Annotated in this window: 22 protein-coding genes; 10 read left to right on the top strand and 12 right to left on the bottom strand. The window is 67.0% G+C overall.

The features are described from left to right. Window position 1: 1 nt before the first annotated feature. The 3 genes from AUR65_RS10320 to AUR65_RS10310 are packed head-to-tail and all read right to left on the bottom strand — an operon-like array spanning window position 2 to window position 6,555. Window positions 2–2,179, bottom strand: a complete 2,178-nt coding sequence (locus AUR65_RS10320; protein ID WP_058566816.1) for a hypothetical protein — start codon at window positions 2,177–2,179, stop codon at window positions 2–4. Window positions 2,180–2,183: 4 nt separating this feature from the next. Next, complete coding sequence (locus AUR65_RS10315) at window positions 2,184–4,316, bottom strand: type II secretion system F family protein (protein WP_058566815.1); 2,133 nt, start codon at window positions 4,314–4,316, stop codon at window positions 2,184–2,186. Then, entirely contained in the window at window positions 4,306–6,555 is a 2,250-nt protein-coding gene (locus AUR65_RS10310; RefSeq protein WP_058566814.1) for a type II/IV secretion system ATPase subunit, read from the bottom strand. Before AUR65_RS10310 ends, AUR65_RS10315 begins: the two co-directional genes overlap by 11 nt. Window positions 6,556–6,945: 390 nt before the next feature. Here AUR65_RS10310 and AUR65_RS10305 point away from each other — a divergent pair, with 390 nt between their 5' ends. Beyond that, window positions 6,946–8,088: a CBS domain-containing protein gene (locus AUR65_RS10305; protein ID WP_058566813.1), complete on the top strand. Its 1,143-nt coding sequence runs from the start codon at window positions 6,946–6,948 to the stop codon at window positions 8,086–8,088. A gap of 88 nt (window positions 8,089–8,176) precedes the next feature. Here the strand turns inward: AUR65_RS10305 and radB are convergent, their stop codons facing one another. Then, window positions 8,177–8,866, bottom strand: a complete 690-nt coding sequence (gene radB / locus AUR65_RS10300) for a DNA repair and recombination protein RadB (protein WP_058566812.1) — start codon at window positions 8,864–8,866, stop codon at window positions 8,177–8,179. Window positions 8,867–8,986: 120 nt separating this feature from the next. On the opposite strand from radB, the gene AUR65_RS10295 reads away from it, so the two are divergent. The 3 genes from AUR65_RS10295 to AUR65_RS10285 all read left to right on the top strand — a co-directional run bounded on the left by AUR65_RS10295 (window position 8,987) and on the right by AUR65_RS10285 (window position 10,966). Beyond that, on the top strand, window positions 8,987–9,733 hold the full coding sequence (locus AUR65_RS10295; RefSeq protein WP_058566811.1) for a hypothetical protein: 747 nt from the start codon (window positions 8,987–8,989) through the stop codon (window positions 9,731–9,733). A 200-nt stretch (window positions 9,734–9,933) separates the two neighbouring features. After that, window positions 9,934–10,473, top strand: coding sequence for a hypothetical protein (locus tag AUR65_RS10290; protein ID WP_058566810.1), 540 nt, complete (start codon window positions 9,934–9,936; stop codon window positions 10,471–10,473). A gap of 94 nt (window positions 10,474–10,567) precedes the next feature. Next, on the top strand, window positions 10,568–10,966 hold the full coding sequence (locus AUR65_RS10285) for a VOC family protein (RefSeq protein WP_058566809.1): 399 nt from the start codon (window positions 10,568–10,570) through the stop codon (window positions 10,964–10,966). Between the two features lie 29 nt (window positions 10,967–10,995). On the opposite strand, the gene larC is transcribed toward AUR65_RS10285, so the two are convergent. After that, complete coding sequence (gene larC / locus AUR65_RS10280; protein WP_058566808.1) at window positions 10,996–12,531, bottom strand: nickel pincer cofactor biosynthesis protein LarC; 1,536 nt, start codon at window positions 12,529–12,531, stop codon at window positions 10,996–10,998. A gap of 193 nt (window positions 12,532–12,724) precedes the next feature. Between larC and AUR65_RS10275 the strand changes: the two genes are divergently transcribed. Both AUR65_RS10275 and AUR65_RS10270 read left to right on the top strand, forming a co-directional pair. Then, on the top strand, window positions 12,725–14,956 hold the full coding sequence (locus tag AUR65_RS10275; RefSeq protein ID WP_058566807.1) for a CDC48 family AAA ATPase: 2,232 nt from the start codon (window positions 12,725–12,727) through the stop codon (window positions 14,954–14,956). Between the two features lie 129 nt (window positions 14,957–15,085). After that, the gene (locus tag AUR65_RS10270; protein ID WP_058566806.1) at window positions 15,086–15,364 is read left to right on the top strand and encodes a hypothetical protein; all 279 of its coding nucleotides are present in this window, start codon (window positions 15,086–15,088) and stop codon (window positions 15,362–15,364) included. A 92-nt stretch (window positions 15,365–15,456) separates the two neighbouring features. On the opposite strand, the gene phoU is transcribed toward AUR65_RS10270, so the two are convergent. The 5 genes from phoU to AUR65_RS10245 all read right to left on the bottom strand — a co-directional run bounded on the left by phoU (window position 15,457) and on the right by AUR65_RS10245 (window position 20,905). Then, window positions 15,457–16,137, bottom strand: coding sequence for a phosphate signaling complex protein PhoU (phoU, locus tag AUR65_RS10265; protein WP_058566805.1), 681 nt, complete (start codon window positions 16,135–16,137; stop codon window positions 15,457–15,459). Between the two features lie 174 nt (window positions 16,138–16,311). Further along, window positions 16,312–17,160, bottom strand: coding sequence for a phosphate ABC transporter ATP-binding protein PstB (pstB, locus tag AUR65_RS10260; protein WP_058566804.1), 849 nt, complete (start codon window positions 17,158–17,160; stop codon window positions 16,312–16,314). Window positions 17,161–17,211: 51 nt separating this feature from the next. Then, window positions 17,212–18,840: a phosphate ABC transporter permease PstA gene (gene pstA, locus AUR65_RS10255; protein ID WP_058566803.1), complete on the bottom strand. Its 1,629-nt coding sequence runs from the start codon at window positions 18,838–18,840 to the stop codon at window positions 17,212–17,214. A gap of 1 nt (window position 18,841) precedes the next feature. Beyond that, entirely contained in the window at window positions 18,842–19,801 is a 960-nt protein-coding gene (gene pstC, locus AUR65_RS10250; protein WP_058566802.1) for a phosphate ABC transporter permease subunit PstC, read from the bottom strand. 63 nt (window positions 19,802–19,864) lie between these two features. Continuing rightward, window positions 19,865–20,905, bottom strand: a complete 1,041-nt coding sequence (locus tag AUR65_RS10245; RefSeq protein ID WP_058566801.1) for a PstS family phosphate ABC transporter substrate-binding protein — start codon at window positions 20,903–20,905, stop codon at window positions 19,865–19,867. A 346-nt stretch (window positions 20,906–21,251) separates the two neighbouring features. On the opposite strand from AUR65_RS10245, the gene AUR65_RS10240 reads away from it, so the two are divergent. Continuing rightward, window positions 21,252–22,253 carry a phosphate uptake regulator PhoU gene (locus AUR65_RS10240; RefSeq protein WP_058566800.1) on the top strand — a complete coding sequence of 334 codons (1,002 nt, stop codon included), beginning with the start codon at window positions 21,252–21,254 and terminating at the stop codon, window positions 22,251–22,253. A gap of 163 nt (window positions 22,254–22,416) precedes the next feature. On the opposite strand, the gene AUR65_RS10235 is transcribed toward AUR65_RS10240, so the two are convergent. Beyond that, entirely contained in the window at window positions 22,417–22,794 is a 378-nt protein-coding gene (locus AUR65_RS10235) for a 30S ribosomal protein S8e (protein WP_004969695.1), read from the bottom strand. A 129-nt stretch (window positions 22,795–22,923) separates the two neighbouring features. Between AUR65_RS10235 and AUR65_RS10230 the strand changes: the two genes are divergently transcribed. Next, window positions 22,924–23,370, top strand: a complete 447-nt coding sequence (locus AUR65_RS10230) for a DUF2240 family protein (protein ID WP_058566799.1) — start codon at window positions 22,924–22,926, stop codon at window positions 23,368–23,370. Window positions 23,371–23,449: 79 nt separating this feature from the next. Next, on the top strand, window positions 23,450–23,854 hold the full coding sequence (locus tag AUR65_RS10225) for a hypothetical protein (RefSeq protein ID WP_058566798.1): 405 nt from the start codon (window positions 23,450–23,452) through the stop codon (window positions 23,852–23,854). 20 nt (window positions 23,855–23,874) lie between these two features. Here AUR65_RS10225 and AUR65_RS10220 read toward each other — a convergent pair whose 3' ends face one another. After that, a complete protein-coding gene (locus tag AUR65_RS10220; RefSeq protein WP_058566797.1) occupies window positions 23,875–24,534 on the bottom strand; it encodes an HAD family hydrolase in 660 nt (219 codons plus the stop codon). Between the two features lie 149 nt (window positions 24,535–24,683). Here AUR65_RS10220 and AUR65_RS10215 point away from each other — a divergent pair, with 149 nt between their 5' ends. Further along, complete coding sequence (locus AUR65_RS10215; RefSeq protein ID WP_058566796.1) at window positions 24,684–25,958, top strand: DNA double-strand break repair nuclease NurA; 1,275 nt, start codon at window positions 24,684–24,686, stop codon at window positions 25,956–25,958. The last annotated feature ends 16 nt before the right edge of the window (window positions 25,959–25,974 follow it).

Genomic DNA, 25,974 nt, shown 5'->3' with positions numbered 1-25,974 from the left:
CTCAGACCTCCACTTCGGGCGCGTTCAGTTCGGGCGAGTCCTTGTCCTCGATGGCGGAGTTGGGGAGGTAGATGCGGGTCGCCGCGGTGATGACCACGTCGTCCTCCGCGGAGATGGCGGCCTCGCGGCCGCTGACCATGCCGCTGTCGGAGGTTATCGTCACGTCCGTCTTCGCCGAGGCGATGTTCGCGCCGACGACGAAGACGTTGCCCTCGGCGTCGACGACGATGTCGCCGTCGCCGAGCATGACCACGCCGTTGAGGTTGGCCCCGCCGCGTGCGGAGACGATTTCGAGGTCGGTGTTGTCCTTGACGCCCGAGAGGCCGGCTCCGGCGAGGTCGACGCCGTCCGCGCCGTCGATGCGGACGTCGCCCTTGCCGCTGATGTCGGCGCTCCGGGCGCTGACGAAGCCGTTCGTCGAGGTGACAGCGAGGCTGTTGCGGTCCTGCGTGACCGTCAACCCGCTGTTGTCGAGGTCGATGTCGCCGCCCGCCTCGATGGTGAGGTCGGCGTTGCTTCCCTGCGTGACCGACGCGCCGGAGAGGTCGATTTCGTCGCCCGCGGTCACGTCGATGTCCTTCCCGGACACCGAGGTGACGCTCACGCCGACCGCGGCCACAGAGCCGCTTCCGGCGTCGATGTCGATTCGGCTGTTCGAGCCGGTGGCGACGACGTCCACGTGGAGCGAGACGCCCTCGCCCGCGAGGGTGATGTCGTCGTCGGTGACGATGGTCCTGGTGCTCGGCGGGACGACGAGCCGGTCGGGACCGGCGTCGTAGACGATGTCGCCGCCCGTGCCGGTGTTGTTGACGCGGTAGTCCGCGCCGTCGAACTCGCCGTTGCCGTCCACGTCGGCGTAGACGAATCCGGGGTCACCGATGGCGGCCACGAGCCCGCGGAGCGGGTCGGTGACGCCGCCCTCGCGGAGCTGCACGTCGAAGGTCACGCGGTCGACGTTCGCGCCCGCGGAGTCCTCGACGACCACGTCGAACTCGTCGGAGACGACGCCGTCGACGCTGCTCGTCGCGGTGTAGATGAACGTCGCGCGGCCGTCGGCGTCGGTGACGGTCGAGATGGTGCCGGTGTCGCGCGCGACGATACGCCCGCTCTCGGCGGTCAGGCCGGGGCTGGCCTTGACGACCGCGTTGGGAACGGGGTTGTTCTGCGCGTCGCGGACCTCGACGGCGACCCGGTGAGTCGCACCGGGCGGGACGACGGCGTTGTCGCCCTCCACGTCGATGATGTAGGCAGGCTCTTGGAGCGCGCCGGGGGTGTCGATGCCGACCCGAGAGAGCCGCAGGTCGTACGTCTTGCCGGGCGCGAGTTCGACAGTCAGCGTGTTGTAGTCGGCTCCGGTCGCGTACGAGATGGAGCGGACGTTGGGTTCGTCGGCCAACAGGGCGCGCCACGTGTCTTCGGAGAGCCGAGTGGGGACCGAGATGGTGATGGGCGTGCCCGCGTCGGTGACGGTGATGTAGTCGGTGCCGGCGCTCAGGGGGACGACGCTGAAGGTGGCCGCCTCGCCCGTCGCGGTGTCGATGTCGCCTTCGAGGAAGACGAGAGACACTTTGGTCCCGTCCACGAGCGACTGGGTCGCGCCGACCTCGCCGCCGCCGTAGGCGGTGTACTGCGCGGTTCCCTCGTGGACGAGCGAGGGTTCGCTCTGGAGGTACCGGTAGTCGGGTCGGTAGACGAACTGCTGGGTGTCGAACGCGTGTTCGGAGCCGTCCCAGTAGGTGCCGGTCTCGCCGGTCGCGACAGCGCCGGAGATGCGGGCCGTCGCGGGGTCGGTCGTCCGGAGGCTGCCGGAGCCGGCGGCGGGCGAGACGAACAGCGCGCGGGTCGGGTAGTCGACGCCGGCGTCGAGGGTCGAGCGCGTGCCGCGGCCGTCGACGGCCTTCGCGACGCTCTCGTCGAACGCGGCGAAGTCGGTCTCGGCGGCCGTGAGGTGTTCGAATTCGGTCTGTTGGTTCCACGCGGGGACCGCCGAAACCTGCACCATCGCGACGAGCGAGACGACGAGCGCGAACGCGAGCATCGTGCCGAGGATGGCCGAGGCCCCGCGGCGGTCACCGCGGAGGTGCGAGCCGCGGCGGGCTTCGCCCGCGACGAACCCGCGCAGTACGTGCCTGAGGGGCGAGTGCGTGTGTTGGGTGTTGTTGGGAGTGTTGTGAGTCATGGCCTTACACCAATGCGAAGGCGACGAGCGCCAGCGCGGACAGCCCGAGGGCGTACTTCAGTCCGCTGAGGGCGCTGTTGTCGGCCAGTTTTCCGGCGAGGAGTCCGCTTCCGACCGCCTGAATCAGCGCGGAGTGGAAGAACACCACGTGGAAGTTCGCCAGCGGCACCGACGAGATGCCGATGGGGAGCGACTGTCCGTCCATCGACGCGGACGTGGACGGTCCGGTCATCTCGGCGAGGGGGCCGAGGTAGCTCGCGCCGAGCATCAGGATGACGAACAGGTAGACGAAGTACCCGATGACGACGATGGCGATGTACGAGCCCATCGCGCGACGGCGCGACTTTTCGAGCTTGTACCGGTTGCGGGTGTCCTCCGCGGCGACGCTGAGGACGCGCGAGAGGTCGCCGCTGGTGCGGCCGCCGCTGGCGATGAGCCGGATGACCCGCGAGAGCTGCGGGACGTTGAGCCGGGTGGCGAACGCCATGAGCGCCGAGTGGGCGTCGTGGTTCCAGCGGATGTCGTTGCGGAGCGCGCGGAGTTCGTCCGCGAGCGCGCCGTTCGACCAGCGGGAGACGAGCGCGAGCGACTCGACCAGCGAGATACCCATCTGGTTGGCGCTCGACAGCAGGTTCAGCGTGTCGGGGAAGCGCCGTTCGAGGGTGCGCTCGCGGCGGGTCCGAAGCTCGTGGAAGACCGTCAGGGGGACCGCAACGATGGCGAACGGGAGGACGACGAACCAGACCGTCGTGTTGTAGGGGTTCGCGAGCATGGCGTCGAGGGTCGGCGTCGCGAGGCCGAGCACGAAGACGCCGACGACCGACAGGAGCGCGAGCGGCACCGTGATGACCGCCGAGAGGTACGGCTGGCGGCGCATGATGTCGAGCGGGTCGCCGATGAGCGTCCGAAGCTCGTACACCGCGTTTTCGAGGCGGTAGTCGTCGAGTCGCTCGTCGACGAAGCCGCCGTCGGAGGCGATGCCGTCACCGCCCCAGCGGGCCTCGCGGGCGCGCTGGACTTCGCGGCGCACCGCGCCGAGGAAGTTGAACACGACCGTCCGAATCTCTTCGAGGACGGTCACGTCGTGTTTCGTCCGGACCGTGTCCTGCGTGTACGGCGAGGAGAGCACGTCCACGAGGAGCAGGAACAACGCCATCCCCAGCGGGAAGATGAGGTAGTTCAGGGCGTACAGCTGGACGAGCGTGTCGCCGCCGAGGAAACTGATGACCATCAGGGTGACGATGAGCAAGAGCGGCGCGGCGACGAACGCGGCGACGAACACCTCCGAGAGCATCGACAGCGTCTCGATGAAGTCCTCCTGTTCGTCGCGGGCCTCTTCGAGGTACGTCGCGGACTCGCGGTCGAGGAAGGCGGTCACGTCGCCGCCGGAGTCGAGGACCGAAAGGAGGTCGTCGAGGAACTGCTCGAAGTTAATCGAGGGCGTCAGGTTCCGGGAGTTGCGGAGCGCCGTGAACAGGTCGTTGCCGAACAGGTCCATGTCGCGGGCGATCATCTCGAACTCGCGGGACACCTCGCCGTAGTCGGGCGCGTCCGCGACGGAGCGGATGACCTCGAGGAAGCTCATCCCGCCGTGGCTGAGCGCGTACATGTAGACGATGGCGTGCGGGAGCAGGATGTCGATGCTCCGGCCGCGCATCTCGGCACGGCTCTTGGGGAGGTAGTACCGGGCGTAGTAGGTCCCGGCGGCCGCCAGTCCGCCGACGAGGGCGACGAGGGCCGCGCCGAGGATGGGCACCTTGTAGGGGAGCAGCGGGACGACGTACTGCGCCGCGATGCCGAAGCTCACGGGGCTCGACGCGTTCGCCAGCACGCCAATGCGGGCGAGGACGAACGTGAGCGCGAGTCCAACGAGCGAGCCGAACACCGCGGTGACGAACGCCAGTTTGAGCGACTGCGTGAGGTACAGGTCGTAGGTCGTGCCCACGCGGGTCTGGTTCAGCCAGCGCTGGAGGTCGCGGTGGCCCGCCGGGTTGCGCTTGAAGTACGTTCGGACGTAGCCGTAGCGCTGGCGGAGCCGCTTGACCTCCTCGGGCGACTCGTCGAAGTGTTCGCGCGGGAAGTACTGCTCGACCTCGTAGTCGGGCAGGGGGACCGAGTTCGACGAGTCAGCGGACATCGTCGGCCTCCCGGTCGTCGTCGTCGCTCACGGCTTCGTCCGCGTCCGAGGCGTCATCGGCCGGCGCGGGGCCAGCCTCCGCGATATCGTCGAACTCGGTGGCGGCGGAATCGGCGTCGGCGACAGCGTCGTCTTCCGCGTCGCCAACGTCGTCAGCGACCGCGTCAGCGTCGTCGCCGACGACTTCCCAGTCAGCGCCGTCATCGGATTCGTCGCGCTCGTCGTCTGCCGTGTCAGTATCCGCGTCGGCATCCGCGTCGGCATCCGCGTCGTCGCCCGCGTCGGCATCCGCGTCGTCGTCCAACTCGATGTCGAACAGGTCGGCGAGGAGTTGCTCGGTCTCGGGCGAGACCTCGATTTCGTCGTCGTCGAAGTCGTCGGCCGCGGCCTCGTCCTCGTCGGCCTCGTCGTCGACGGAGACCAGCGAGGTCTCGGCGTAGACGTGCGCGAGGAGGCCTTCGCGGTCGCGCTCGAAGCGGCGAATCATCGCCGACACGGTCAGGTAGTCGTCGACGCCCGAGGCGGCGATGTACCGGAGCACGTCGGCGCGAACGTCGAGTTCGTACTGCAGGTCGGCGGCCGTCCAGCCGCGCTCGGCGGCGATTTCGTCGAGGACGACCGAGTCGCCGACGCGCTCGTGGGCGTCGTTCTCGGGGTTGCGCTTGAACACGTCGCGGAGTTCGACCTCGCCGTCGTCGTCGACGCCGGCGATTTCGGTGACGGCGATGTTCCGGCGGGTCCGGTCGCCGTCGAGGTGAATCTGCTTTTGGACCGAGATGATGTCGAGGTCTGAGAGCATCTGGGCCGGCACGCCGAGGGGCTCGTTGCGCATGCGGTGGACCACGCCCTCCGAGGAGTCGGCGTGGAACGTCGTGTACGCGGTGTGGCCCGTGGCGATGGAGTGGAAGAACGTCAGGGCGACGCGCTCTTCCGTGCGAATCTCACCGACCAGCAGGTACTCGGGGCGCTGTCGGAGCGCGGCCTGCAGGAGCGCGTACATCGACACCTCGCCGCGGCCGTCGGCCGTGAACGTGTCGCGGGTGACGGACTGAATCCAGTTGTCGTGCGGGAGCGTGATTTCGCGCGTGTCCTCGATGGAGACGACCTTCGCGTGGCCGGGGACGAAGAAGGACACCGCGTTCATCGAGGTTGTCTTCCCGGAGCCCGTGCCGCCCGCGAAGATGAGCGACCGGTTGTTCTCGATGGCGAGCCAGAAGTACGCCATCTGCTCGACGCTGAAGGTGTTCCAGCGCACGAGATCGACCGGCGACAGCGGCACGTCCGAGAACTTCCGGATGGTGAAGTTGGACCCGCGGGTGGCGACGTCGGAGCCGAGAGTCAACTGAACGCGGGAGCCGTCCGGGAGGCTCGCGTCCACGAGCGGGTCGGAGACGGTCACTTGCTTGCCCGCGCGTTGCGCGAGGCGGATGGTGAACGACGAGAGGTCGCCGTCGTCGAAGACCACGTTCGTCGGCACGTCCCGGTAGACGCTGTGGAAGACGTAGACGGGCACGTCGTCGCCGTCACAGGAGATGTCTTCGATGCCAGGGTCGCGCATCACGGGGTCGATGCGGCCGAAGTGGATGAAGTCGCGGAGCAGGAAGTAAAACAACTTCCAGAGCGACCCGTCTTCGACCGTCGCGGCGTGTTCGGAGATTATCTCGCGGGCCTCGTCGTCGAACACGTCCTCTCGGTCGCCGTCGGCGTCGAGGTCGCGGTACAGCAGGCTGTTGCGCAGAATCTTCGTCAGGTCGTCGCGCACGAAGTCCTCGAAGTCGTCGAGGCGCGGTTCGCTCACGTGGTACTGGTGTTCGCGCTTCTCGTGGTCGTACAGGATGGAGACGAACGCGAAGGGCTTGTTCACCCAGTAGTGTTCGACGGCCTCGACGCCCTCGAGGTACGAGAAGTCGAAGAACTTGTCTTCGATGAACGCCTCGGAGGGCGTCGGCGCGAACGCCGTCTCGTCGTCGATTTCGGCGAAGAACGTCTTCACTTCGCGGAGGACGGCCTCCCGGAGCGTTTCCGGGCGGTCCTCGTCTATCGCCTCGCCGGAGACGGGGTCTTCGACGGGGCCGTATTCGATTCGGTCCGACGCGGAGACCGGTAGTTCACTCGCGCGGGCGGCCATCGCCTCCGGACCGGTCGTGGGGACCAGTTCGGCGGTGCCGGCACCGTCTGCTCGGAACGATTCTTCGCCATCGAGGCGGTCAGTCTGGGAGTTCTTGTCAGGAGACGCCATTCTCTGGAAATACTGAACGGTAGGAACGGCTGTAAGTATGGAGCGACTAGATGTGCGAATTCGGCAGGTTAGGCCCGAACTACCGCCGAATTCAGGGACTTATCTGGTCCGCTCTCGGTGGGGGTACGAACCGAGTTACGCCTCGGATTCGCCCGACGGAGGCTGACAATTGAATGATAGTACAGCGCCGCGCGCGCCACCGTCACGGCCGACGTGTCGGCGAAAAATGGGGACGTTCAGCAAAATAATAGTGTTAACAATGCTCACAGGCCGTCTGCCGGCGGAATTCGTCCCTTCAGCCCCGGCGTGGCCTTGCGATTTCGGTCCTTCCTAGCGGATGGAAACGGGACGAACCTTCAAGAGACGAGGCGTTGTATGTAAGGATGTATTATGGATATTGCTGATATCGCCACTCCTGATTTCATCGAGGTCGACGTTGACGAGCGATTAGGCAAGGTCCGCTCTATCTTCGAGCGGGAAAACCCTAAGGGCATCATCGTCCAGGACGACGGCGAGTACGCGGGCGTCATCGGTGAGAAGCAGCTCATCAACTCGCACGTCGAAGACAGCACCAAAGCGGCCGCGCTGACGAAGGCCGTCCCCAAGATAGACCGTCACGAGAACGTGCGGGAGGTCGCGCGCATGCTCGTCGAGGGCGACACGAAGGTCGCGCCGGTCTACGAGGGCGAAAAACAGTACGGCATCATCACGCAGGACGCCATCCTCGAGGCCGTCCTCGACCACCTCGACGCGCTGACCGTCGAGCAGATTTACACCGACGACGTGGTCACCATCGGCGAACGGGACCACCTCGGGCAGGCCATCAACCGCCTCCGCGAACACGGCGTCTCGCGGCTGCCGGTCGTCAACCCGGACGGTCGCCTCGCGGGCATCCTGACCACCTACGACCTCGTCGAGTTCATGGTGCGCGACGAGGGCCGACAGGGCAAGCAGGACCGCCGCGGCGACACCGACCGGATGCTCGACCTCCCGGTCTACGACCTCATGACCAGCCCCGCGCGCACGGCGACGCCCGAAGAGAGCGTCCGCGACGCGGTCGCGCGCATGCTGGAACACGACATCGCCGGGCTGGTCGTCACGCCCGCCGACGACGACGGCGAGGTCCTCGGCGTGGTGACCAAGACCGACGTGCTCCGCGCGCTCACCTACACCGAAGAAGAGCAGATGGACGTGCAGGTCACGAACATCGGCCTCCTCGAGACGCTGAGCCGCGCCGACATCAACTCGGCCATCACCGAGGTCGCGGACAAGTACCAGCGGATGAGCGTGCTCCACGCCCACGTCCGCTTCCACGAGCACAAGGAGAAGCTCCGCGGGACGCCGCTCATCCAGTGCCAGATTCGGCTCCGCACGAGCCACGGCCAACTGGCCGGCAGCGGCGAGGGCTACGGCGCTGAACACGCGTTCCACGTCGCGCTCGACAAACTCGAACGCAACGTGCTCGAAGTCAAGGGCTTCGAGGCCGACGAGCGCTACCGCGGCCAGCTCCTCCGCAAGTTGAACGAGCTGTAACGTCGCCGACCGCGCCCGAGAAGAAACGCGAACAGAACACAGGAGCGGGATTCGGCCGGGGCGTCCGCCCGGCCGCGTCGACCTTTTTTTATACGTCAGTCGCGGAGAGCCCGCGGTCCGTTATCTTGAACGTCGCCGTCTCCCCGGCGGGTTTCGCGCGGTGCTTTTCGAGCGTCGCCCGGCGGTTGCCGCCGCGGAAGCGGTCGAGGCGGACGACGGTGCCGGTCCAGTGTTCGAGGGTGTGGCCGCCGAGCGCGCGCGTCCGGTCGGTGTCGGGGTCGGAGTACACCTGATTCGTTAGGACGACCGCGAGGTCGTGTTTGCGCGCGAGCGACAGCAGGTGCGTGACCTGCCGGGCGACCCGTCGGAGCGCCTCGCCGCCGTCGCCCTCGGCGGTCCGTTCGAGCCGGTAGAAGCCGGTCGCGGAGTCGAGGACGATGAGGTCGGCGCTGGCGGCGAACTCCTCGGCGTCGCGGACGGCCTGTTCTTGGTCTTCGAAGTCGTACGCCTCGCTTATCATCAGCCGCGAGGTCACAGACTCCACGTCCTCGGGGGCGACCGCCTCCGCGAGTTGTTGGAAGCGGTCGACCGACAGGCCCTCGGTGTCGATGTAGACGACGGTGCCGCCCGCCGCGGCGACCCGGACCGCCGCCGAGAGCGCGACGTTCGTCTTGCCGGCCGCGGAGGGGCCGTACACCTGCGTGACGGTGCCGCGTTCGAACCCGCCGTCGAGGAGGTCGTCGAGCGCGTCGCACCCGGTGGAGACTGACTCTGTCACGTCAGGTGGTGGGTGCCACCGGCCGAAAAAGACCCCGGTCCACCCCGGTCGTCGCGGGCGGCGGCCACCGCGGCGACTCGCGCACGACGCTTTATTCGTCGCCGTCGCCAAGGGACCCCCGTGATAGTCGTCGCCACCGCCGATTTCGACCTCTACCACGAGGCCGTGTCCGAACTCCGGAGCCGAGGTGTCACGTTTACGACCGTCGAGCCGGGCGACCCCTTGCCCGAGCGGGCGCGGGTCCTCCTCACCGGTCCCGACGACGACCTCGACGGCACGGGCTCCGACGGGAACGTGACCCGCGTGACCGCGACCGGCGACGACGTGCGCCGCGCCGTCGACGAGGCGCTCGCGAGCCTCCGCGACGGCGACGGGCGGACCGTCGTCGGGGTCGACCCCGGGACCAGACCCGGCATCGCCGTCCTTTCGGGCGAGACGGTCGTCGCCGCGTTCCACGTCCCGCTTGCGGACGCCGTCGAAGTCATCCGACGCGAGACGGAAGACGCGGTCGACCCCGTGGTCCGCATCGGCGACGGCGCGCGCCTGCAGGGCGCGAAACTCATCAACGAACTCGACGGCATCGCGGTCGAACTCGTCGACGAGACCGGGACGACGCCGTACCTCGGAAGCGGCGCGCGCGGCATGGGCGACGTGCTCGCCGCGGTGAACATCGCCCGTCTGGACGGCGAGCGAATCGAGTCCCGCGAGATAGAGCCGACCGAGGGCGAACTCACGCGCATCAAAGCGCGCTCGCGCGAGGCGTCCGACGACAACCGCACCATCGACGAGGGCCTCGCGCGCCGCGTCGCCGGCGGCGAACTGAGCATCGACGAGGCGCTGGACGAACACCGCTCGCGCGAGGAGTGAGCGCCCGCGGCGGCGGTTTTGACGCCGTTAACGGCCGCCTAACGGTGCTCTACGCGACCGACAGAAGCTTCCGTGATTCGAGTGGTCGGCGGGAAAAGAACGCTCTTAACCCGACTCTCAGTTTATGAGACGCGCCGTGTCCAAGTTCATAGCTACGTTCCACCGACGCGTATCGAGTGTCGCATGAGCACATCAGTCGCATGAGCACATCACGCACCCCTGGGGTCGGGCGACGGACGTATCTGAAGGCACTCGGCGTCGGCGCGCTCTCGGTCGGGGCGTTCACCGGGCCCGCGGCGGCGCACCGCGGGGCGCTCCAGCGCGAACTCGCGTCGGTCCGGGCGGCCACCTCGAAGTACGCGGACGTGCGGAAGGCCATCGCGGACGGCTACGTCCTCGGCAGTCCGTTCGTGCCGGACATGGGCTACCACTACGTGAACCACGAGTACATCATCGAGAACTACGACGACGAGGTCGATATCACGAAGCCCGCCGCGCTCGTCTACGGGAAAAACGAGGGCAACGGCAAGGAAACGCTCGTCCTCGGCGCGGTCGAGTATCTGTTCGACGAGGGGTCGGAGTACACCGGCCCGTTCCCGGACCTGTTCCACGGCGACAGCGACGACGGCATGTGGGGCTTCGCGGCGGGGCACTGGGGCCTCCACGCGTGGATTCACGTGAACAACCCCGCGGGGACGTTCGCGCCGTTCAACTCCCGGCCGCAGTTCAACGAGAAGTGACCGCCGAATAGCCGATTCGGATTTTCCCCTCGGTAATCGCCCAGTCGAGAGGCCGGCCGTCTCGATTTATCACCGTCGGCGACGCGTCTCTCGGATGGACCCGCGAATCACGGTGGTGACGCTCGGCGTTTCGGACCTCGACGAGTCGATTCGGTTCTACCGCGACGGCCTCGGCTTACCACTCCGCGACCGCGACCCGGACAGCGACATCGCGTTTTTCACCCTCGAAGGGACGTGGCTCGCGCTCTACCCGCGCGAGTCGCTCGCCGAGGACGCGACCGTCCCCGCGGACGGAAGCGGCTTCGCGGGCGTCACGATTGCGCACAACGTCGCCGAACAGTCAGAAGTGGACGCGGTTCTCGACGCGGTGCACGCGGCGGGCGGCGAGATAGTCAAACCCACACAGGACGCGTTCTGGGGCGGCTATTCGGGCTACTTTTCGGACCCGGACGGGCATCTCTGGGAGGTCGCGTATCCGCCGTTGACGGAGTAACCGAGTCACGTCGGCGGGGACGGCGTGGCTCACTCGCCGTCGTCCGACGACACCGCGTCGACGGCGCGGCGCATGACCTCGCGGACCGGAAGCCCCGTCTCTTTCGCCACGGCGAGCGCGTCGTCGTACTCGGCGCTTCGGTCGTAGACGACGCCGTCGGCGTCGCTTCCGACCTTGACGCTCACCTCGTAGGCTTCGCCGTCGATATCGAGCGTCGCCGTCTCGAACTCGCGGCGGGCGGTCCAGCGGTGGCCCGCGCCGTGTTCGCGGATTCCGAGCGTGCCCGTTTCGACCGCGAGGCGGTAGGCGACGCGCTCGGCGTCTTCGGGCTTGACGACGACCTTGACGAGGTGGCCGGGCCGGGACTTCTTCATCGTCGTCGGGACGATGGCCACGTCGCGCGCGCCGGCGTCTTTCAGGGTCTCCTGAAGCCCGCCGAGGACCTCGGGCGTGGCGTCGTCGAGGTTCGTTTCGAGGACGGTAATCTCGTCGCGGACGAGCCGCGAACCGCCGTCGCCGACGACCGCGCGGAGGACGTTTGGGTGGTCCGGGAAGTCCCAGCCGCCGGCCCCGTAGCCGGACGATTCGACCGACATCGCCGGGAGCGTCTCGACGCCCTCGGCGAGGTGCGCGAGGATGGCCGCGCCCGTGGGGGTGAGCAGTTCGGCCTCGACGGGACCCCCGCGGACCGACCAGTCGGCCGCCGCGGTGATGTTGAGCACGGCGGGCGCGGGCACCGGGTAGGTTCCGTGGCTCATCTCGGCCTCGCCGCCACCGACGGCGACCGGGCCGGTGACGACGCGGTCCACGTCGAGGTCGTCGAGGAGGAGACAGACCCCGACCACGTCGGCGATGGCGTCGTCCGCGCCGACCTCGTGGAAGTGCGTCTCCTCGAGGTTCGTGCCGTGGACCTCGGCTTCGGCCTCGCCGAGCACGCGGAAGATGGCCGTCGCGTCCTCGACGACGCCCGCGGGGAGGCCCATCGACTCGACGAGTTCGACGACCTCGGGGTAGGTCCGGTGCGGGCCGTGACCCTCGGCGTGGGTGTGGCCGTCGTGGGAGTGCGAATGGTCGTGGTGGTGGTCGTCGTCGTGTGAGTGTGGATGGTCGTGGTGGTGGTGGTCGTCGTGTGAGTGTGGATGGTCGTGCGAGTGACCGTGTCCACCACCGCCGCCGTGCGAATGACCGTGCCCGTCGTCGTGGTCGTGCCCGGCTTCGTCGTGAGCGCGGTCGTGGTGGTGATACTGGTGTTGGTTGCTGTGTTCGGCGTCGTCGCCGTTGCCACCGTCGTCGGAGTCTCCCCCGTCGTCGCCGTCGGCGCGCAGGCGTCGGTGGTCGTCGCCGTGACCCTCGCCGCGGGGGTCGCCACCGTCGGTCTCCGCGAGGAGCACGTCCACCTTGGTCGCGAGGATGCCGTTTTTTTCGACCTCGTGGACGCGGTAGGTCACGTCGAGGGCGTCTTCGACGGGCGAGAGGACGGACGGGTCAGCACCGGCGGCGACGAGCGCGCCGAGGAGCATGTCGCCGCTGGCACCCATCCGGCCGTCGAACGCGAGGAGTCGCATGCGTGAACCGTGGTGTTCGAGCGTAAAAACGCCAGCCATCGACGCGCCGACGCCTGTCCAGTCGGTAGGGATTAGTAGCCGCCCGCCCTACGGTGTGCTAGGCTGTAACCACGAGAGGACGGTGCCTCGGGCCGACCGGGGAAGGACTTATCCGATGGCCTCTCACAGGTATCAGCATCCCCGCGAGGTAATCATGAACGAAGTCCAACTCGAAGTGGCGAAAGCGTACCCGAACGACTCGGGGCGCGGTATCGCCCGTCTTGATCCGGACACCTTGCTCCATCTCAAGCTCTCGCCGGGAGACATCATCGAGATCGAGGGAGGAAAAACGACCGCCGCGAAGGTGTGGCGGGCAGACCGGCAGGACTGGAACACGGATACGGTCCGAATCGACGGATTCACGCGGCAGAACGCCGACGTGGGCATCGGCGAACGGGTCACCATCCGCAAGGCAGAGGCCACGAAGGCCGACAAACTCGTGCTCGCGCCGCCAGAGGAGGCGAGCGTGCAGTTCGGGTCCGACGCGGCCGGCATGGTCAAACGGCAGATTCTCAAGCGACCCGTGGTCGAACGCGACATCGTTCCGGTGATGTCGAGTACGAACCACCCGTTTATGCGGTCGCCCGGACAGGCGATTCCGCTCATCGCCGTCGAGACGAAGCCGGAGGGCGTCGTCCTCGTCACCGAGGACACTGATGTCGAACTCCGCGAGGAGCCCATCTCCGGCTTCGAGAAGGCCGGCGGTGGCATCACCTACGAGGACATCGGCGGCCTGACCAACGAGATTCAGCGCGTCCGCGAGATGGTCGAACTGCCGATGAAACACCCCCAGATATTCAAGAAACTGGGCATCGAGCCCCCGCAGGGGGTGTTGCTCCACGGCCCGCCGGGTACCGGGAAGACGCTTCTCGCCCGCGCGGTCGCCAACGAGACCTCGGCGAGTTTCTTCTCTATCGCAGGGCCGGAAATCATCTCGAAGTACTACGGCGAGTCCGAACAACAGCTCCGGGAGATATTCGAGGACGCCAAAGAGGAGTCGCCGAGCATCATCTTCATCGACGAGCTCGACTCCATCGCGCCCAAGCGCGAGGACGTGACCGGCGAGGTCGAACGCCGGGTCGTCGCCCAACTGCTGACGATGATGGACGGGCTGGAAGCCCGCGGACAGGTCATCGTCATCGCGGCGACGAACCGCGTCGATTCGGTGGACCCCGCGCTCCGCCGTCCCGGTCGGTTCGACCGCGAAATCGAAATCGGCGTGCCGGACGAGGAAGGCCGCAAGGAAATCCTCCAGATTCACACCCGCGGCATGCCGCTTTCGGACGACGTGGACCTCGACGACCTCGCCGACGACACCCACGGCTTCGTCGGCGCGGACATCGAGGCGCTGACGAAGGAGGCCGCGATGAAGGCGCTGCGGCGCTACCTCCCCGAAATCGACCTCGATAGGGAGGACATCCCGCCGAGCCTCATCGACCGGATGGTCGTCAAGAACGACGACTTCGGCGGCGCGCTCGGCGAGGTCGAACCCTCGGCGATGCGCGAGGTGCTCGTCGAGATTCCGAAGGTCACGTGGAACGACGTGGGCGGTCTCGAAGGGCCCAAACAGAAGGTCCAAGAGAGCGTCGAGTGGCCGCTGACGACCCCCGAGAAGTTCCAGCGGATGGGTATCGAGGCTCCGAAGGGCGTGCTCCTCTACGGGCCGCCCGGCACGGGCAAGACCCTGATAGCGAAGGCCGTCGCCAACGAGACGAACGCGAACTTCATCTCGGTGCGCGGCCCGCAACTGCTCTCGAAGTGGGTCGGCGAGTCGGAGAAGGCGATTCGGCAGACGTTCCGCAAGGCGCGGCAGGTCTCGCCGACCATCATCTTCTTCGACGAGCTTGACGCGCTCGCCCCGGCCCGCGGCAACGACATGGGCAACAACGTCTCCGAGCGCGTCGTCAACCAGCTCCTGACGGAGTTAGACGGCCTCGAAGACGCGGGCAACGTCATGGTCATCGCGGCGACCAACCGCCCGGACATGATCGACCCCGCGCTCATCCGCTCGGGCCGGTTCGACCGCCTCGTGCTCATCGGCCAGCCCGCAGAGGAGGGCCGCGAGCAGATTCTCGACATTCACACGCAGCAGAGCCCGCTCGCGCCCGACGTGAGCCTCCGCGAAATCGCGGAGATCACCGACGGCTACGTCGGCTCCGACCTCGAATCCATCTGCCGCGAGGCGGCCATCGAGGCGCTCCGTGAGGACTCCGACGCCGAGGAAATCGAGATGCGCCACTTCCGCAAGGCGATGGAGTCGGTCCGGCCGACCATCACCGAGGAACTGATGCGCTACTACGAGGACATCCAAGACCAGTTCAAGGGCGGTTCCCGCGAGGGCCTGTCGCCCGACACCCGCGACGGCGGCCGCATCGGCTTCCAGTAAGTCGGGGGCGGCTCTTCGCTCTTCGCGTCTTTTCGCTGCGCAAACTGTGTCAGCCAGCGGCTTTGATTTGGGCGCACACCCAGGATGACAACCAGAAAACATATTTCAGGGCGTCGTCAGCACAGTTGTGTGTCCACCCACATCGACCGACGGATCACCAGCGGGTTCCTCGTCGTCTGCGCTGGTGCCCTCGCGCCCCACATCGCCGAAGCACTACTGGCGCACCGACTATCGCTGGAGGGGATGCCCGTGGTATACGGCACGCTCGGCATGTCGCTCGTCGCGGCCGCCGGCGCAGTCTGGTACGCGTCAGCGTACTCGCTGAAGTACGTCCTGCTCTACAGTGCTGTGGCTGTCGGAACTGCGGGGCTGATGTTCGGGTATCTGTTCATGCAGACATCCGCCTGACCCGTTCGGAAAATGCGGAGAACGCCGGGGTTCGGTCCGGCCCGCGTTGACCGACCCGCGGCCGACCGAGCCACCCGAGCGCCGACGCCCGCTCAGAACAGCAGCGAGTCGTCGTTGTCGATCATGTAGAGCGTCCGCGCCGCGACGTTGACGGCGTGGTCGCCGATGCGTTCGAGGTCGCGCACCGTCAGCAGGAGTCGGCGCACGTCGACGAGGGCGGTCTCGGGCTCGAGGTCGCCGTCGCCCTCGAAGTCGTCGCCGTTCATGAGGTCGCGGACGATGCTCTGGGAGGCGTTGTCACACATCGTGTCGAGGTTGTCGTCGCGCTCGGCCACGGAGTGACAGAGGTCGGTGTCTTCGGTCTCGTAGGCGTCCATCGCCTGGTCCACCATATCGAGAGCGGCGTCGCCGATGCGGCGGATGTCGACCTCCGCGTACACGTCGTTTTCGGCGTCGATGGCGTACTGCGCGAGGTTGGTCGCGAGGTCGCCGATGCGTTCGAGGTCGGTGATTATCTTGAACGACGCCGCGATGAATCGCAGGTCGCCCGCGACCGGCTGTTGGAGCGCGAGCAGGTCGATGCAGTCCTGTTCCAAGTCGAGGTAGATGCGGTTGATTTCGCGGTCCCCCTCGATGACTTCCTGTGCCTTCCGCTCGTCTTTGTCTTCGAGCGCGTCGAGAGCGAACCGGACCCGTTCGGCGGTGAGTTCGCTGAGATACAACACGTCCTCTTCGAGCTGATTGAGGCGAGATTGGTACGTGTTTCTAGCCATACGTCACGTTCCGACAGGCGAAGTGAAATTCCTTGTGATGGTTTCGGTGGTCGAGTCGCGGTCCGTCTCGAACGACCGTGTTGAATGCGCGATGGCGGGGCGTTGGCGTCGCTCCGGGGCGGTGAATCGAGCGTCTCACAGAAGCAGCCGAGGGTGCGCGAACGCCGGCGAGGGCTATCCGAACTTGCCGGTGATGTAGTCTTCGACGCGCTGGCTCTCGGGGTTCTCGAAGATTTTCTGGGTGTCGTCGAACTCGACGAGTTCACCGCCGGTGAGGAAGACGGCGGTCTTGTCGGAGATACGCGCGGCCTGCTGCATGTTGTGGGTGACGATGACGACCGTGTAGTCCTCGGCGAGCTCCTCGACGAGGTCTTCGATCTGCGAGGTCGCCACGGGGTCGAGCGCCGATGCGGGCTCGTCCATGAGCAGCACCTCGGGGTCGGTGGCGATGGCGCGGGCGATACAGAGACGCTGTTGTTGGCCGCCGGAGAGGTCGAGACCGGACTCGTGGAGGCGGTCTTTCACCTCGTCCCAGAGGGCGGCGCGCTTGAGCGACTCCTCGACGACCTCGTCGTAGTCGGCGTCGATGCCCTGAATCTTCAGGCCGTAGACGACGTTCTCGTAGATGCTCTTCGGGAACGGGTTCGGCTTCTGGAACACCATGCCGACGCGGCGGCGGAGTGCGACGGGGTCGACGTCGTCGTCGTAGACGTTCTTGCCGCGGAGCGTGAGTCCCCCTTCGACGCGGGCGACGTCGATGAGGTCGTTCATCCGGTTGATACAGCGGAGGAACGTGGACTTCCCGCAGCCGGAGGGACCGATCATGGCGGTCACGCTGTTCTCGGGGATGTCCATCGAGATGTCGGTGAGCGCGTGGTCGTCGCCGTACCAGACGTTGATGTTCTCCGAACTGATGACGGTCTCGGCCTCCCGACCCACCGAGTTCCCCGACGCAGAGAGCCCGTCGCTCACGTCGGTTTCGACGAGCATCTCGTCGTTCGTCGGGTCCTCTGTTCCGTTCATGGCTTGCTGTTCTCCCTCGGGTGCTTTGTCTCTTTGGCTCATTGGTGGTATTCAGTTTTCACTTTCGAACTTGTTGCGCAGGACGATGGCGATGGAGTTCATGGCGAGGAGGACCGCCAAGAGAACCACGACGCCGGCCGGAACGGCCTTCGTGTAGAAGTCCTCGCTGGCGAACAGGCTGGACCACGCGTACACCTGCAGGGGCATCGCGCTCACCTTCGAGGTGAGCTCCGTCGGCAGGTTGAAAAGCACGTTCGGCGCGCCGATCATGATGAGCGGCGCGGTCTCGCCGATGGCCCGGCCGAGCGCGAGGATGGTCCCGGTCAGGATGCCGGGGAACGCCTCCGGGAGGACGACGTTCTTGACGGTCTGCCAGCGCGTCGCGCCCATGCCGTAGGACGCCTGCCGCATGTCGCCGGGCACGGCCCGAATCGCCTCGCGCGAGGAGATGATGACGATGGGCAGGATGAGGAGCGCGAGCGTCGCGCCGCCGATGAGGACCGTCCCCGTCGGCTGGCCGAGATAGGTGACGAACACGCCGAGTCCGAGCAGGCCGTAGACGACCGAGGGGACGCCGGCGAGGTTCGAGATGTTCACGTCGATGAATCGGGAGAAGGCGTTGTCGGGGGCGTACTCTTCGAGGTACACCGCCGCGCCGACGCCGAGCGGGAACGAGAGGGCGGCGACCGTCGCCATCAGCAGGATAGAGCCACCGATAGCCGGGTAGAGACCGGCGTTCTCGGCGGTTCCGCTGTGGGCGCTCGTGAGGAACTGCCAGTCGACCCACGACTGCGGGCCGGCGAAGCCGAGCGCGTCGACCGCGAACGCGCCGACGAGCGACCCGACGACGACGGCCGCGGCGAGAAGGAGGCCGATTCGCTCCTGTTCGCGGGTGACCGCCGCGCCGCCGGCGTAGGCCAGCGTCGGGACGAACGCGACGGACGTGACGACGGCGGCGGCGTTCGCATCGACGCCGAGCGTCGGGCCGACGACGGCCGCGAGGCCGGTCAAGAGGAGCGCCGACGCGCCCGCGGCGAGGCCCGCCGTGGTGTTCTCACGGATGCGGGCGACGTACTGGCCGACGACGACCGCGGCCACGCCGCCGAGGACGAGCGTCAGAATCATCCAGTCGGCGGGGACCACGGGGAGTTGGCGGACAATTTCGGGGATGCTGTGGAAGTACCCCGGCACGCCGACGAGCGACAGGATGAACGCGGCACCGGTCGCGGCGACCCGGAGCGTGAAGGGAATCTGCTGTTCGTACTTCGTCAGGACGACGACGAGCGCCGCCGGGACGAGGAGGCCGACGACGTACGAGAGGCCGGTCAGGGGCGGAATGATATCGACGAAGACGATGGCGACGCCGCCGCTGAACATCAGGAACACGGCGAGCATCCCGACGACCATGCCGCCGAGTTTGAGCGCCGGCACGTTGCGCCGGGCGAGGTAGCCGCCGACGACCGTCGTGGGGACGACGAGCGTCAGGAAGAAGGTGAGATGCCAGCCGAGGTCGGCGGTGAGCGGGCGAATCGCGTCGTTGGCGACGTAGACGAGGAGGACGGCGAGCGTGACGATGCCGAACATCGTCGCGGCCAACAGCAGGTACCGGAAGACGGTCCCGGTGGTTCGGCTGACCTGTCCGAAGCTATCGATGTAGCCGGAGTCGGTGTCGGTCGCCATCTCAGTATGCCTCCCGGTAGCGCCGCGAGACGTAGTCGCTGATGACGTTCATGACGAGCGTGATGACGAAGAGTACGAGGCCGATGGCGAACAGACTGCGGTAGGCCAGCCCGCCGCCGGTGATGTCACCGGTGAGAAGCTGGACCATCGCGGCGGTCATGGGCAACGCGCCTTCGAGGTACGACGCGGGGTTCAGCGGGTTGAGGAACTTCGCCTGCGCGCCCGCGGCGACGGTGACGGCCATCGTCTCGCCGATGGCGCGCGAGAGCGCGAGGATGAACGAGGAGAAGATGCCGGAGAGCGCGGCGGGGACGACGATGCCGGTGGACACGTCGAACTTCGTCGCGCCCATGCCGTAGCCCGCCTGCCGGAGTTCGTCGGGGACGGCGGACATCGCGTCCTCGCTGATAGAGGCGACCATCGGGATGATCATGATTCCGACGACGATGCTCGCAGACAGCATGTTGAACGTCCCGATGCTGGGGAAGACGACTTCCAGCGCCGGGGTGATGTAGATGAGCGCGAAGAAACCGTAGACGACGGTCGGGACGCCGGCGAGGATTTCCAGCGCCGGCTTGAGGACCGACCGCGCCTGCGTGCTCGCGTACTCGCTGAGATAGATCGCGGTGGCGACGCCGAGCGGGAGCGCGATGATGGCCGACCCGATAGTGACCATCAGCGTCGACGACACGAGCGCCAGTACGCCGAACTCTTGGCTGTGTATCTGCCACGTGGTTCCGGTGAGGAAGTCGACGATGGACGCCGTCTCCCCCGTTACTCCCATCAGCGGGGCTGTCAGCGTGAAGAACTTGGACGCCTCCGTGATGAGGAGTCCGACGATACTGAGGGTCGTCACGACGGACAACGCCGCGCACAGGAAGAAGAACGACCGCGTCAGTAGCTCACGCGGCGCGTTCTCCGTGTTCCGCGTGAGGTCGGTTTCGAGGTCATCTGTGCTCATTGGTTGGATTGAATCGTGGTGTATGAAAAAGCGCTTCGTTAGCTGATTCTGTCGGGAGAGCGGCTAGTTGGCTTCCTCGATGGCCGCGTTGAGGGTGTCGAGCATCTCCTGTTGCTCGTCTTCGCCGAGCGGGACGTAGCCGACTTCGTCAGCGACGATTTCGCGACTGGTGGAGTTCTCCATCCAGTAGCGGGCGAACTCCGCGACGTGGTCCTCCGCGAGCGACTCGCGGGCGGGGTAGGTGAACAGCGGGCGGGAAAGCGGGTTGTACTCGCCGGACAGCGCGGTGTCGAGCGACGGTTCGACGAATTCGCCGGCGTCGTTCTCGATGGGGACGGCCTGGACGGCGTCGGTGCTCTCGCTGTAGTACGCGAATCCCATGTAGCCGATGGCGTACTCGGAGCCCTGGACGCCCTGGATGATGGTGCGGTCCTGCTCGGTCGCGGAGTAGTCCTGGCGGTGGCCCGGACCCTCCTCGCCGATGATGGCCTCGATGAAGTAGTCGTAGGTACCGGAGGCGTCGGTGGGACCGTAAATCTCGATTTCCTCGTCGGGCCACTCGGAGTTGACGTCCGACCACGTCGTCGGCGTCGACTCGGCCGAGAAGATGGTCTGGAGTTGCTCGACGGTGAGGCCCTCGCCGAGGAAGTCGTTGTCGTTGTTGACGATGACCGTCAGCGCGTCGGTGGCGACCTTGAGTTCGACGGGGGTCACGTCGTTGTCCTCACACTGCGTCTCTTCTTCGCCCTTGATGGGGCGGGAGGCGTTGTTGAAGTCGGTCTGACCCGTACAGAAGTAGTTCGCGAAGCCGCCACCGGAGCCGGTGGACTGGAGGTTGATGTTGACCTCGGAGTGCTCGGTCTGGAAGCGCTCGCCCATCGCGGTCGCAAGCGGGAACACCGTCGAGGAGCCGGCGATGTCGATGGTTCCGGAGAGTTCGTTGCTCCCGTCGCCCGACGAGTCCGTTCCCTCGGAGTCGCCGCCGGAGCCGCCCTCACCGTCGGTGTTGTTCTCCGTGCACCCGGCGAGTCCCGCGAGGCCGGCCGCACCCGAGGCAATCAGGAACTTACGCCGCGAAAGAACGCTGTCCGAGTTACGCGTCATCGATTTTGAGGAACCGATTTTTGCGTAAATACCCTGCTATGACGACTATATAGTGGTACGTTCCGGTATGTCCTCAACGAATGCTAACGTGTGACAAGAATGGAGCAAAATCGACGAAAACAGCCGATTGTCCCATTCACGGCCGCCTCGTGCGCGAACTTTCTCCGACGTGTCAGGAAATTCGGGGCACTCGGGCCGACAGACACGGCGAAAAACGACTACTGAGTGAGTGTCGTTTCGCGTCCGAATCGGCATGAACCACGTTCGGCCGCACCCATCACATAAAACCGGCCTTCGATATATAGAGATAGACAGTTTTATTGTGCATTGAGAACCACCCACGGACATGGTCGAAACCCGAAAGGTGCAGGTGACGGGTGGTTCCACCTACACCGTCTCGATTCCCAAAGACTGGGCGACAGACAACGGCGTCTCGGCGGGAAGCGAAGTCGAGTTCTATCCGGAGGGCGACTCGCTGTTCTTGACGCCCCGCTCGGAAGAAGAACGCACCGAGGGCACCCTCGACATCGCGACCCTCGAAGGCGACGAACTCACGCGCGCCGTCATGACGATGTACGTGAGCGGGTTCGACATCATCGCGCTGGAGAGTTCGCGCATCACGACCGACCAGCGCCGGACCATCCGCGAGGCGACCCAGAGCCTCGTCGGCCTCGAAGTGCTCGAAGAGACGCGCGACCGGGTCGTCATCCGCGACCTGCTCGACTCCTCCGAACTCTCCATCCACAACGCGGTCACCCGGATGCGACTCATCTCGCTTTCGATGCTCGAAGACGCCATCGCGGCCATCGCCGAGCAGGACGACGACATGGCCCGCGACGTCATCCAGCGCGACGACGACGTCGACCGCCTCTGGATGGTCGTCTCCCGCATCTTCCGGGCGACTCTCCGGACCCCGAAGGCCGCCGAGGAACTCGGCCTGCCCCGCGAAATCTGCTTCGACTACCAGTCCGCCGCCCGGCAACTGGAACGCATCGGCGACCACGCGACCAAAATCGCCCACCTCTCGTTGAACTTCGAGGAGCCCGTCGACGACGAAATCGTCGAGGCGATTCAGGAGCTGTTCACGGAGGCCGAAAGCGTCGTCAACGGCGGTATGGACGCGCTGTTCGCCGAGGAGAGCGACGAGGCGAGCCGCCTCGCAAACGAGTCCCGCGAGGCCGTCCAGGCCATCGACACCAGCGCCCGCGGCATCGACGAACTCCTCCGGGACCTCGACCCAGCGCGTGCGCAACTGCTCGGCCTCATCGTGGACTCCGTCTCTCGGAGCGCCGACTACGGCGGCAACATCGCCGAGACGGCGCTCCAGAAGGCCGCGCCGACGCCCTGACCGGCCGCTCGGGCGTCGATTCGTCTGCACGGTTCGATTCAGTATCGTCCAGTCTCGTTTTCAACTTCGGCTTCGACCGAACCACGTCCGCGAGCGACGGCCACGGGGGTCACCGGGGTAAAACAGTCGGACCGCGCCGAAACGACGACGCGGGGAGAGAAACTTACTCTTCGTCGACGACGACGGCGTTGACCTGTCCGTCCTGACCGGGGCGGGAGGTGACGCGGGCGCGGCCGGCGCTCGTGTCGATGATGGAGCCCTTCGTGATGATGTTCCGGCGGGCGTAGTTGACGTTCGACGGGTTGTCGACGACGCCTTCGATGTCGGCCTGCGTCACGTCGGCACCGTCGGCGACCTGCGCGACGTTCGTCGAGAGCGCGCGGAGCTTCTCGTTGTTACCGCGGGAGTCGATGATCTGGAACCGGGGCTCGCCGACCGTCGTGGCGGCGGGTTCGCGGCCCAGCTGGTATCGCTTCTTGTTTCGGGACGGCTTGCGCCGACCGCCGGTCCGCTTCCGCTTGGAGCGTCCTTGGTCCTTCATACGGGGTAAAAACCTCGGTGACTACTTGAATCGCTCGAATCGGTGCTCGGCGGAGACGGGTGCCACCACGTCTCTCGGGCGCGATGGCAACGCAAACCGTTTAGTTCGCCCGCGCCCGCCGTCGAACCGATGAGTCTCGACGTTACCGTCGCCGTCCCCTTCCGGCAACACGGCTCGACCCGCCTTGGCGAGGGCGAGTTCGTCGTCGCCCTGTCGCTCGACCGCGACTGGTTCTCCCCGGACCAGGCGAAGCGCCTCATCGATCTCGCGGCGGGCCGCGGCCTCGTCGAACGCGACGACGGCGAGGTCGTCGCGACGTTCGACCCCGCCGGCGTACAGATTCCCGAGGAGTTCGAACCCGACGCCTCCGTCCTCCGCGAGCAGTCGGCGTTCGAGCAGATTCTCGACGCCTGCGTCGCCGCCGGCATCGAAAAACAGGCCGCCGTCGCCGGCATCAACGAGCGACAGTCGCGCCTCGGCGTCACCGCCGAGGCCGCCGCGGTCCTCTTCGCGCGCGCGAACGACGTGAACGTGGACGACGCGGCCGAGAAAGCCAAGCGGTCGCTGGCCGAGTAGCGCCGTCCCGTTTTTCTGCGCTCGCCCTCTCCCCACCGCGAAGCGACACCCCGAAACCGTCCGGGCGCGAACGCCCGGCATGGTCGTCGATTCGCTCTCCGACGGGACACGCATCGCCCAACTGCTCGCCTCGGAGGTCACGGGCCACGAGGACGCCTTTTCGGTTCTCTCCGTCGTCGATTCCGACCCCGACGTGGAACCGACCGACGACGGCGCGTTCGCCTACGCGGTCGCCGCCGAGGGCGAACGCGTCGCCGAGGTGTACGTCCAACCGGACCGCGCCCGCGTCGAGTTCATCGCCCACCCCGACGTGACCGCCGAGGCCGCGTCCGAGGAGGGCCTTCGCGTGCGCCCGAAGGCGGTCCGCCCGCCGCGGACGCTCGTGTTCGTCGAGGACGGCGCGCAGGTGAAGTGGACGCTCCCGGCGTTCCGCGCGCTGGTCGCGGCGCTCGACGCCGGAGACCGAGACGAAGACGAAGAATAGACGCTCGTCGCGCGACCGGTTCAGAGGTCCGCGACGAGTTCAGGAAGCGCCGTCGGCAGGTCGTCGTGGTGGATGTGGGCGACCGCCCGCGGGTCGGGGTCGTCACAGCCCTCGCCGAGCACCTGCACCGGGAGCATCCCGGCGTCGTGCGCGCCGGCGATGTCGTGGTGGACGCTGTCGCCGACGTAGACGGTCTCCTCGGGTTCGGTCCCGAGGTCGTCGAGGAGGGCGCGGAACGCCCGCTCGTCGGGCTTTCCGGCGGGGAGCGCCCCGGTCACGAGGGCCGTGTCGAAGTGGTCGCGCCACCCGAGTTTGTCGATTTTCGCCTCCTGGGCCACGACCGGCCCGTTGGTGAGGAGGCCGACGCGGTAGGTCGTCCGCAGGCCGGCGAGCATCGCCTCGACGCCCTCGACGGGGACGACCGCGTCGGTGATTCGTTCTCTGTACGCCGTCGCGACGCGCTCCGGGTCGACGGGAGAGCCGTGCTCGTCGAGGAGCGTCTCGAAGATGGGCGCGCGGGTCTCGCGCGTGAGGTTCTCTTGGTGTGCCCGGAGATACGCCTCTCGGGTCAGCGGGGGCGCGCCCGCCGCCGCCGCCGCCTCCGAGAGAATCGTCTCGCGGTCCCGCGTCGGGACGGCGAGTGTGTAGTCGAGGTCGAACCCGACCGCGCTGACAGACATCGTCGGTGAAGCGTTGGCAACGGAGCGGTATGAGCGTGCCGGGACCTGTCGAGGGGGCGACCCGTGCCGTGCTGACTCGCCGCGGGCCAGTCCAAACGACCCCTACCGACGACGACAACCACTATACCCGTCGGCGACGACGCCGAGATATGACCCTCGACCCCGTCCACGTGGACGACATCGCGTCCATGGCGAGCACCATCGCGGACTCGGTCGACGACGCCGACTACGACGACCTCGCGCGGACGGTCTGGGAGTCGTGGCTCGACCCCCTCGAATCGCCCGACGGGGGACTCCCAATCGTCGAGCCGCTCGGCGAAAAACAGCTCCACGCCGCCGATATCGACGACGTGGCGCTCACGGAGTCGCCGTTTCCGACCGTCCACGGCCTCGACTCGGGGACCATCAACCCGACGACGTTCAAAAACGGGCTCGTCCTCGACGTGGCTCACGCCGCGATGGCGTCCGAGCCGTCCGACCTCGACCTCCACCGCCACCGCTCTATCGTCATGGCGGCACACACCCACGACCCGGTCCCCTTCTTCGACACCGACGAGTGGCTCCGGTCCGACGAGGGCTACGGCCGACGGCGCGTGCTGAGCGTCCCCCGGGTCAATCGCTACGCCGAGGGCGTCGTCCACGCGCTCGCGCTCTACCTCGCCGAGAGCGCCCACGCGCTCGAACACGCCGACGCCGTCTCCGACCTCCTCATCCTCGACGGGCCGGTGTACCCGAAGGAACTCCTGAACTGGCGCGACCGCGACGCCGAACTGAAGGACCTCGCGCGCGACGCGAAGCCGAAGGCCGTCGTGGAGAACTACATCCGCCTCGTCGAGCGCTTCGTCGAGCGGGACGTCCCCCTCGCCGGCTTCGTGAAGAACCCCGGCGCGAAACACGTCGTCCGCACGGTCAGGAAACAGCTCGACGGGAGCGATGCCGGCAGGCGGCCGTGGGTCGACGACGCCGCCTTCTTCGTCAACCTGCTCGAACGCCGCGAAGGCCCCGACGGCGACGAGCGCCGCACCGAGGAGCTCACGTTCACGAGCTGGTTCGCCTCGCGCGGCGGGTCGGACCGCCAACTGAGCGCCGAAGGCGAGGCGTTCGGCATCGAGCGAACGCTCGACCCCGAGGCGTACACGGTGACGTTCTTCGTGCTGTACGACCCCCGAACCGACGTGTGCTACCGGGTCGAAGCGCCCTACGCGTTCACGAAGGACCCGGACCGCCGCGCCGACCTGATGCACCACGTCGTCCGCGACGTGGCCGCCACGCGCGGGCCGCCGCTGGCGGTCGAGAAGGCGGACGAACTCGCGCGGGTGAGCCTCGGCGAGAAGGCCGCGCTCAGGCGCAAGCTCTCGGAGAAGCTCGATTCGGACCCGATGAAGAGCTACGACAACATCCGCTGGGTCGACGCCGACGAGTGAGGCCGTCCCGCTGGAG

Source organism: Haloferax marisrubri, assembly GCF_001469875.2.
Taxonomy (GTDB): Archaea; Halobacteriota; Halobacteria; order Halobacteriales; family Haloferacaceae; genus Haloferax; species Haloferax marisrubri.
The sequence above is the reverse complement of the archived record's forward strand: the minus strand, read 5'-3'. Positions and strand labels throughout refer to the sequence as shown.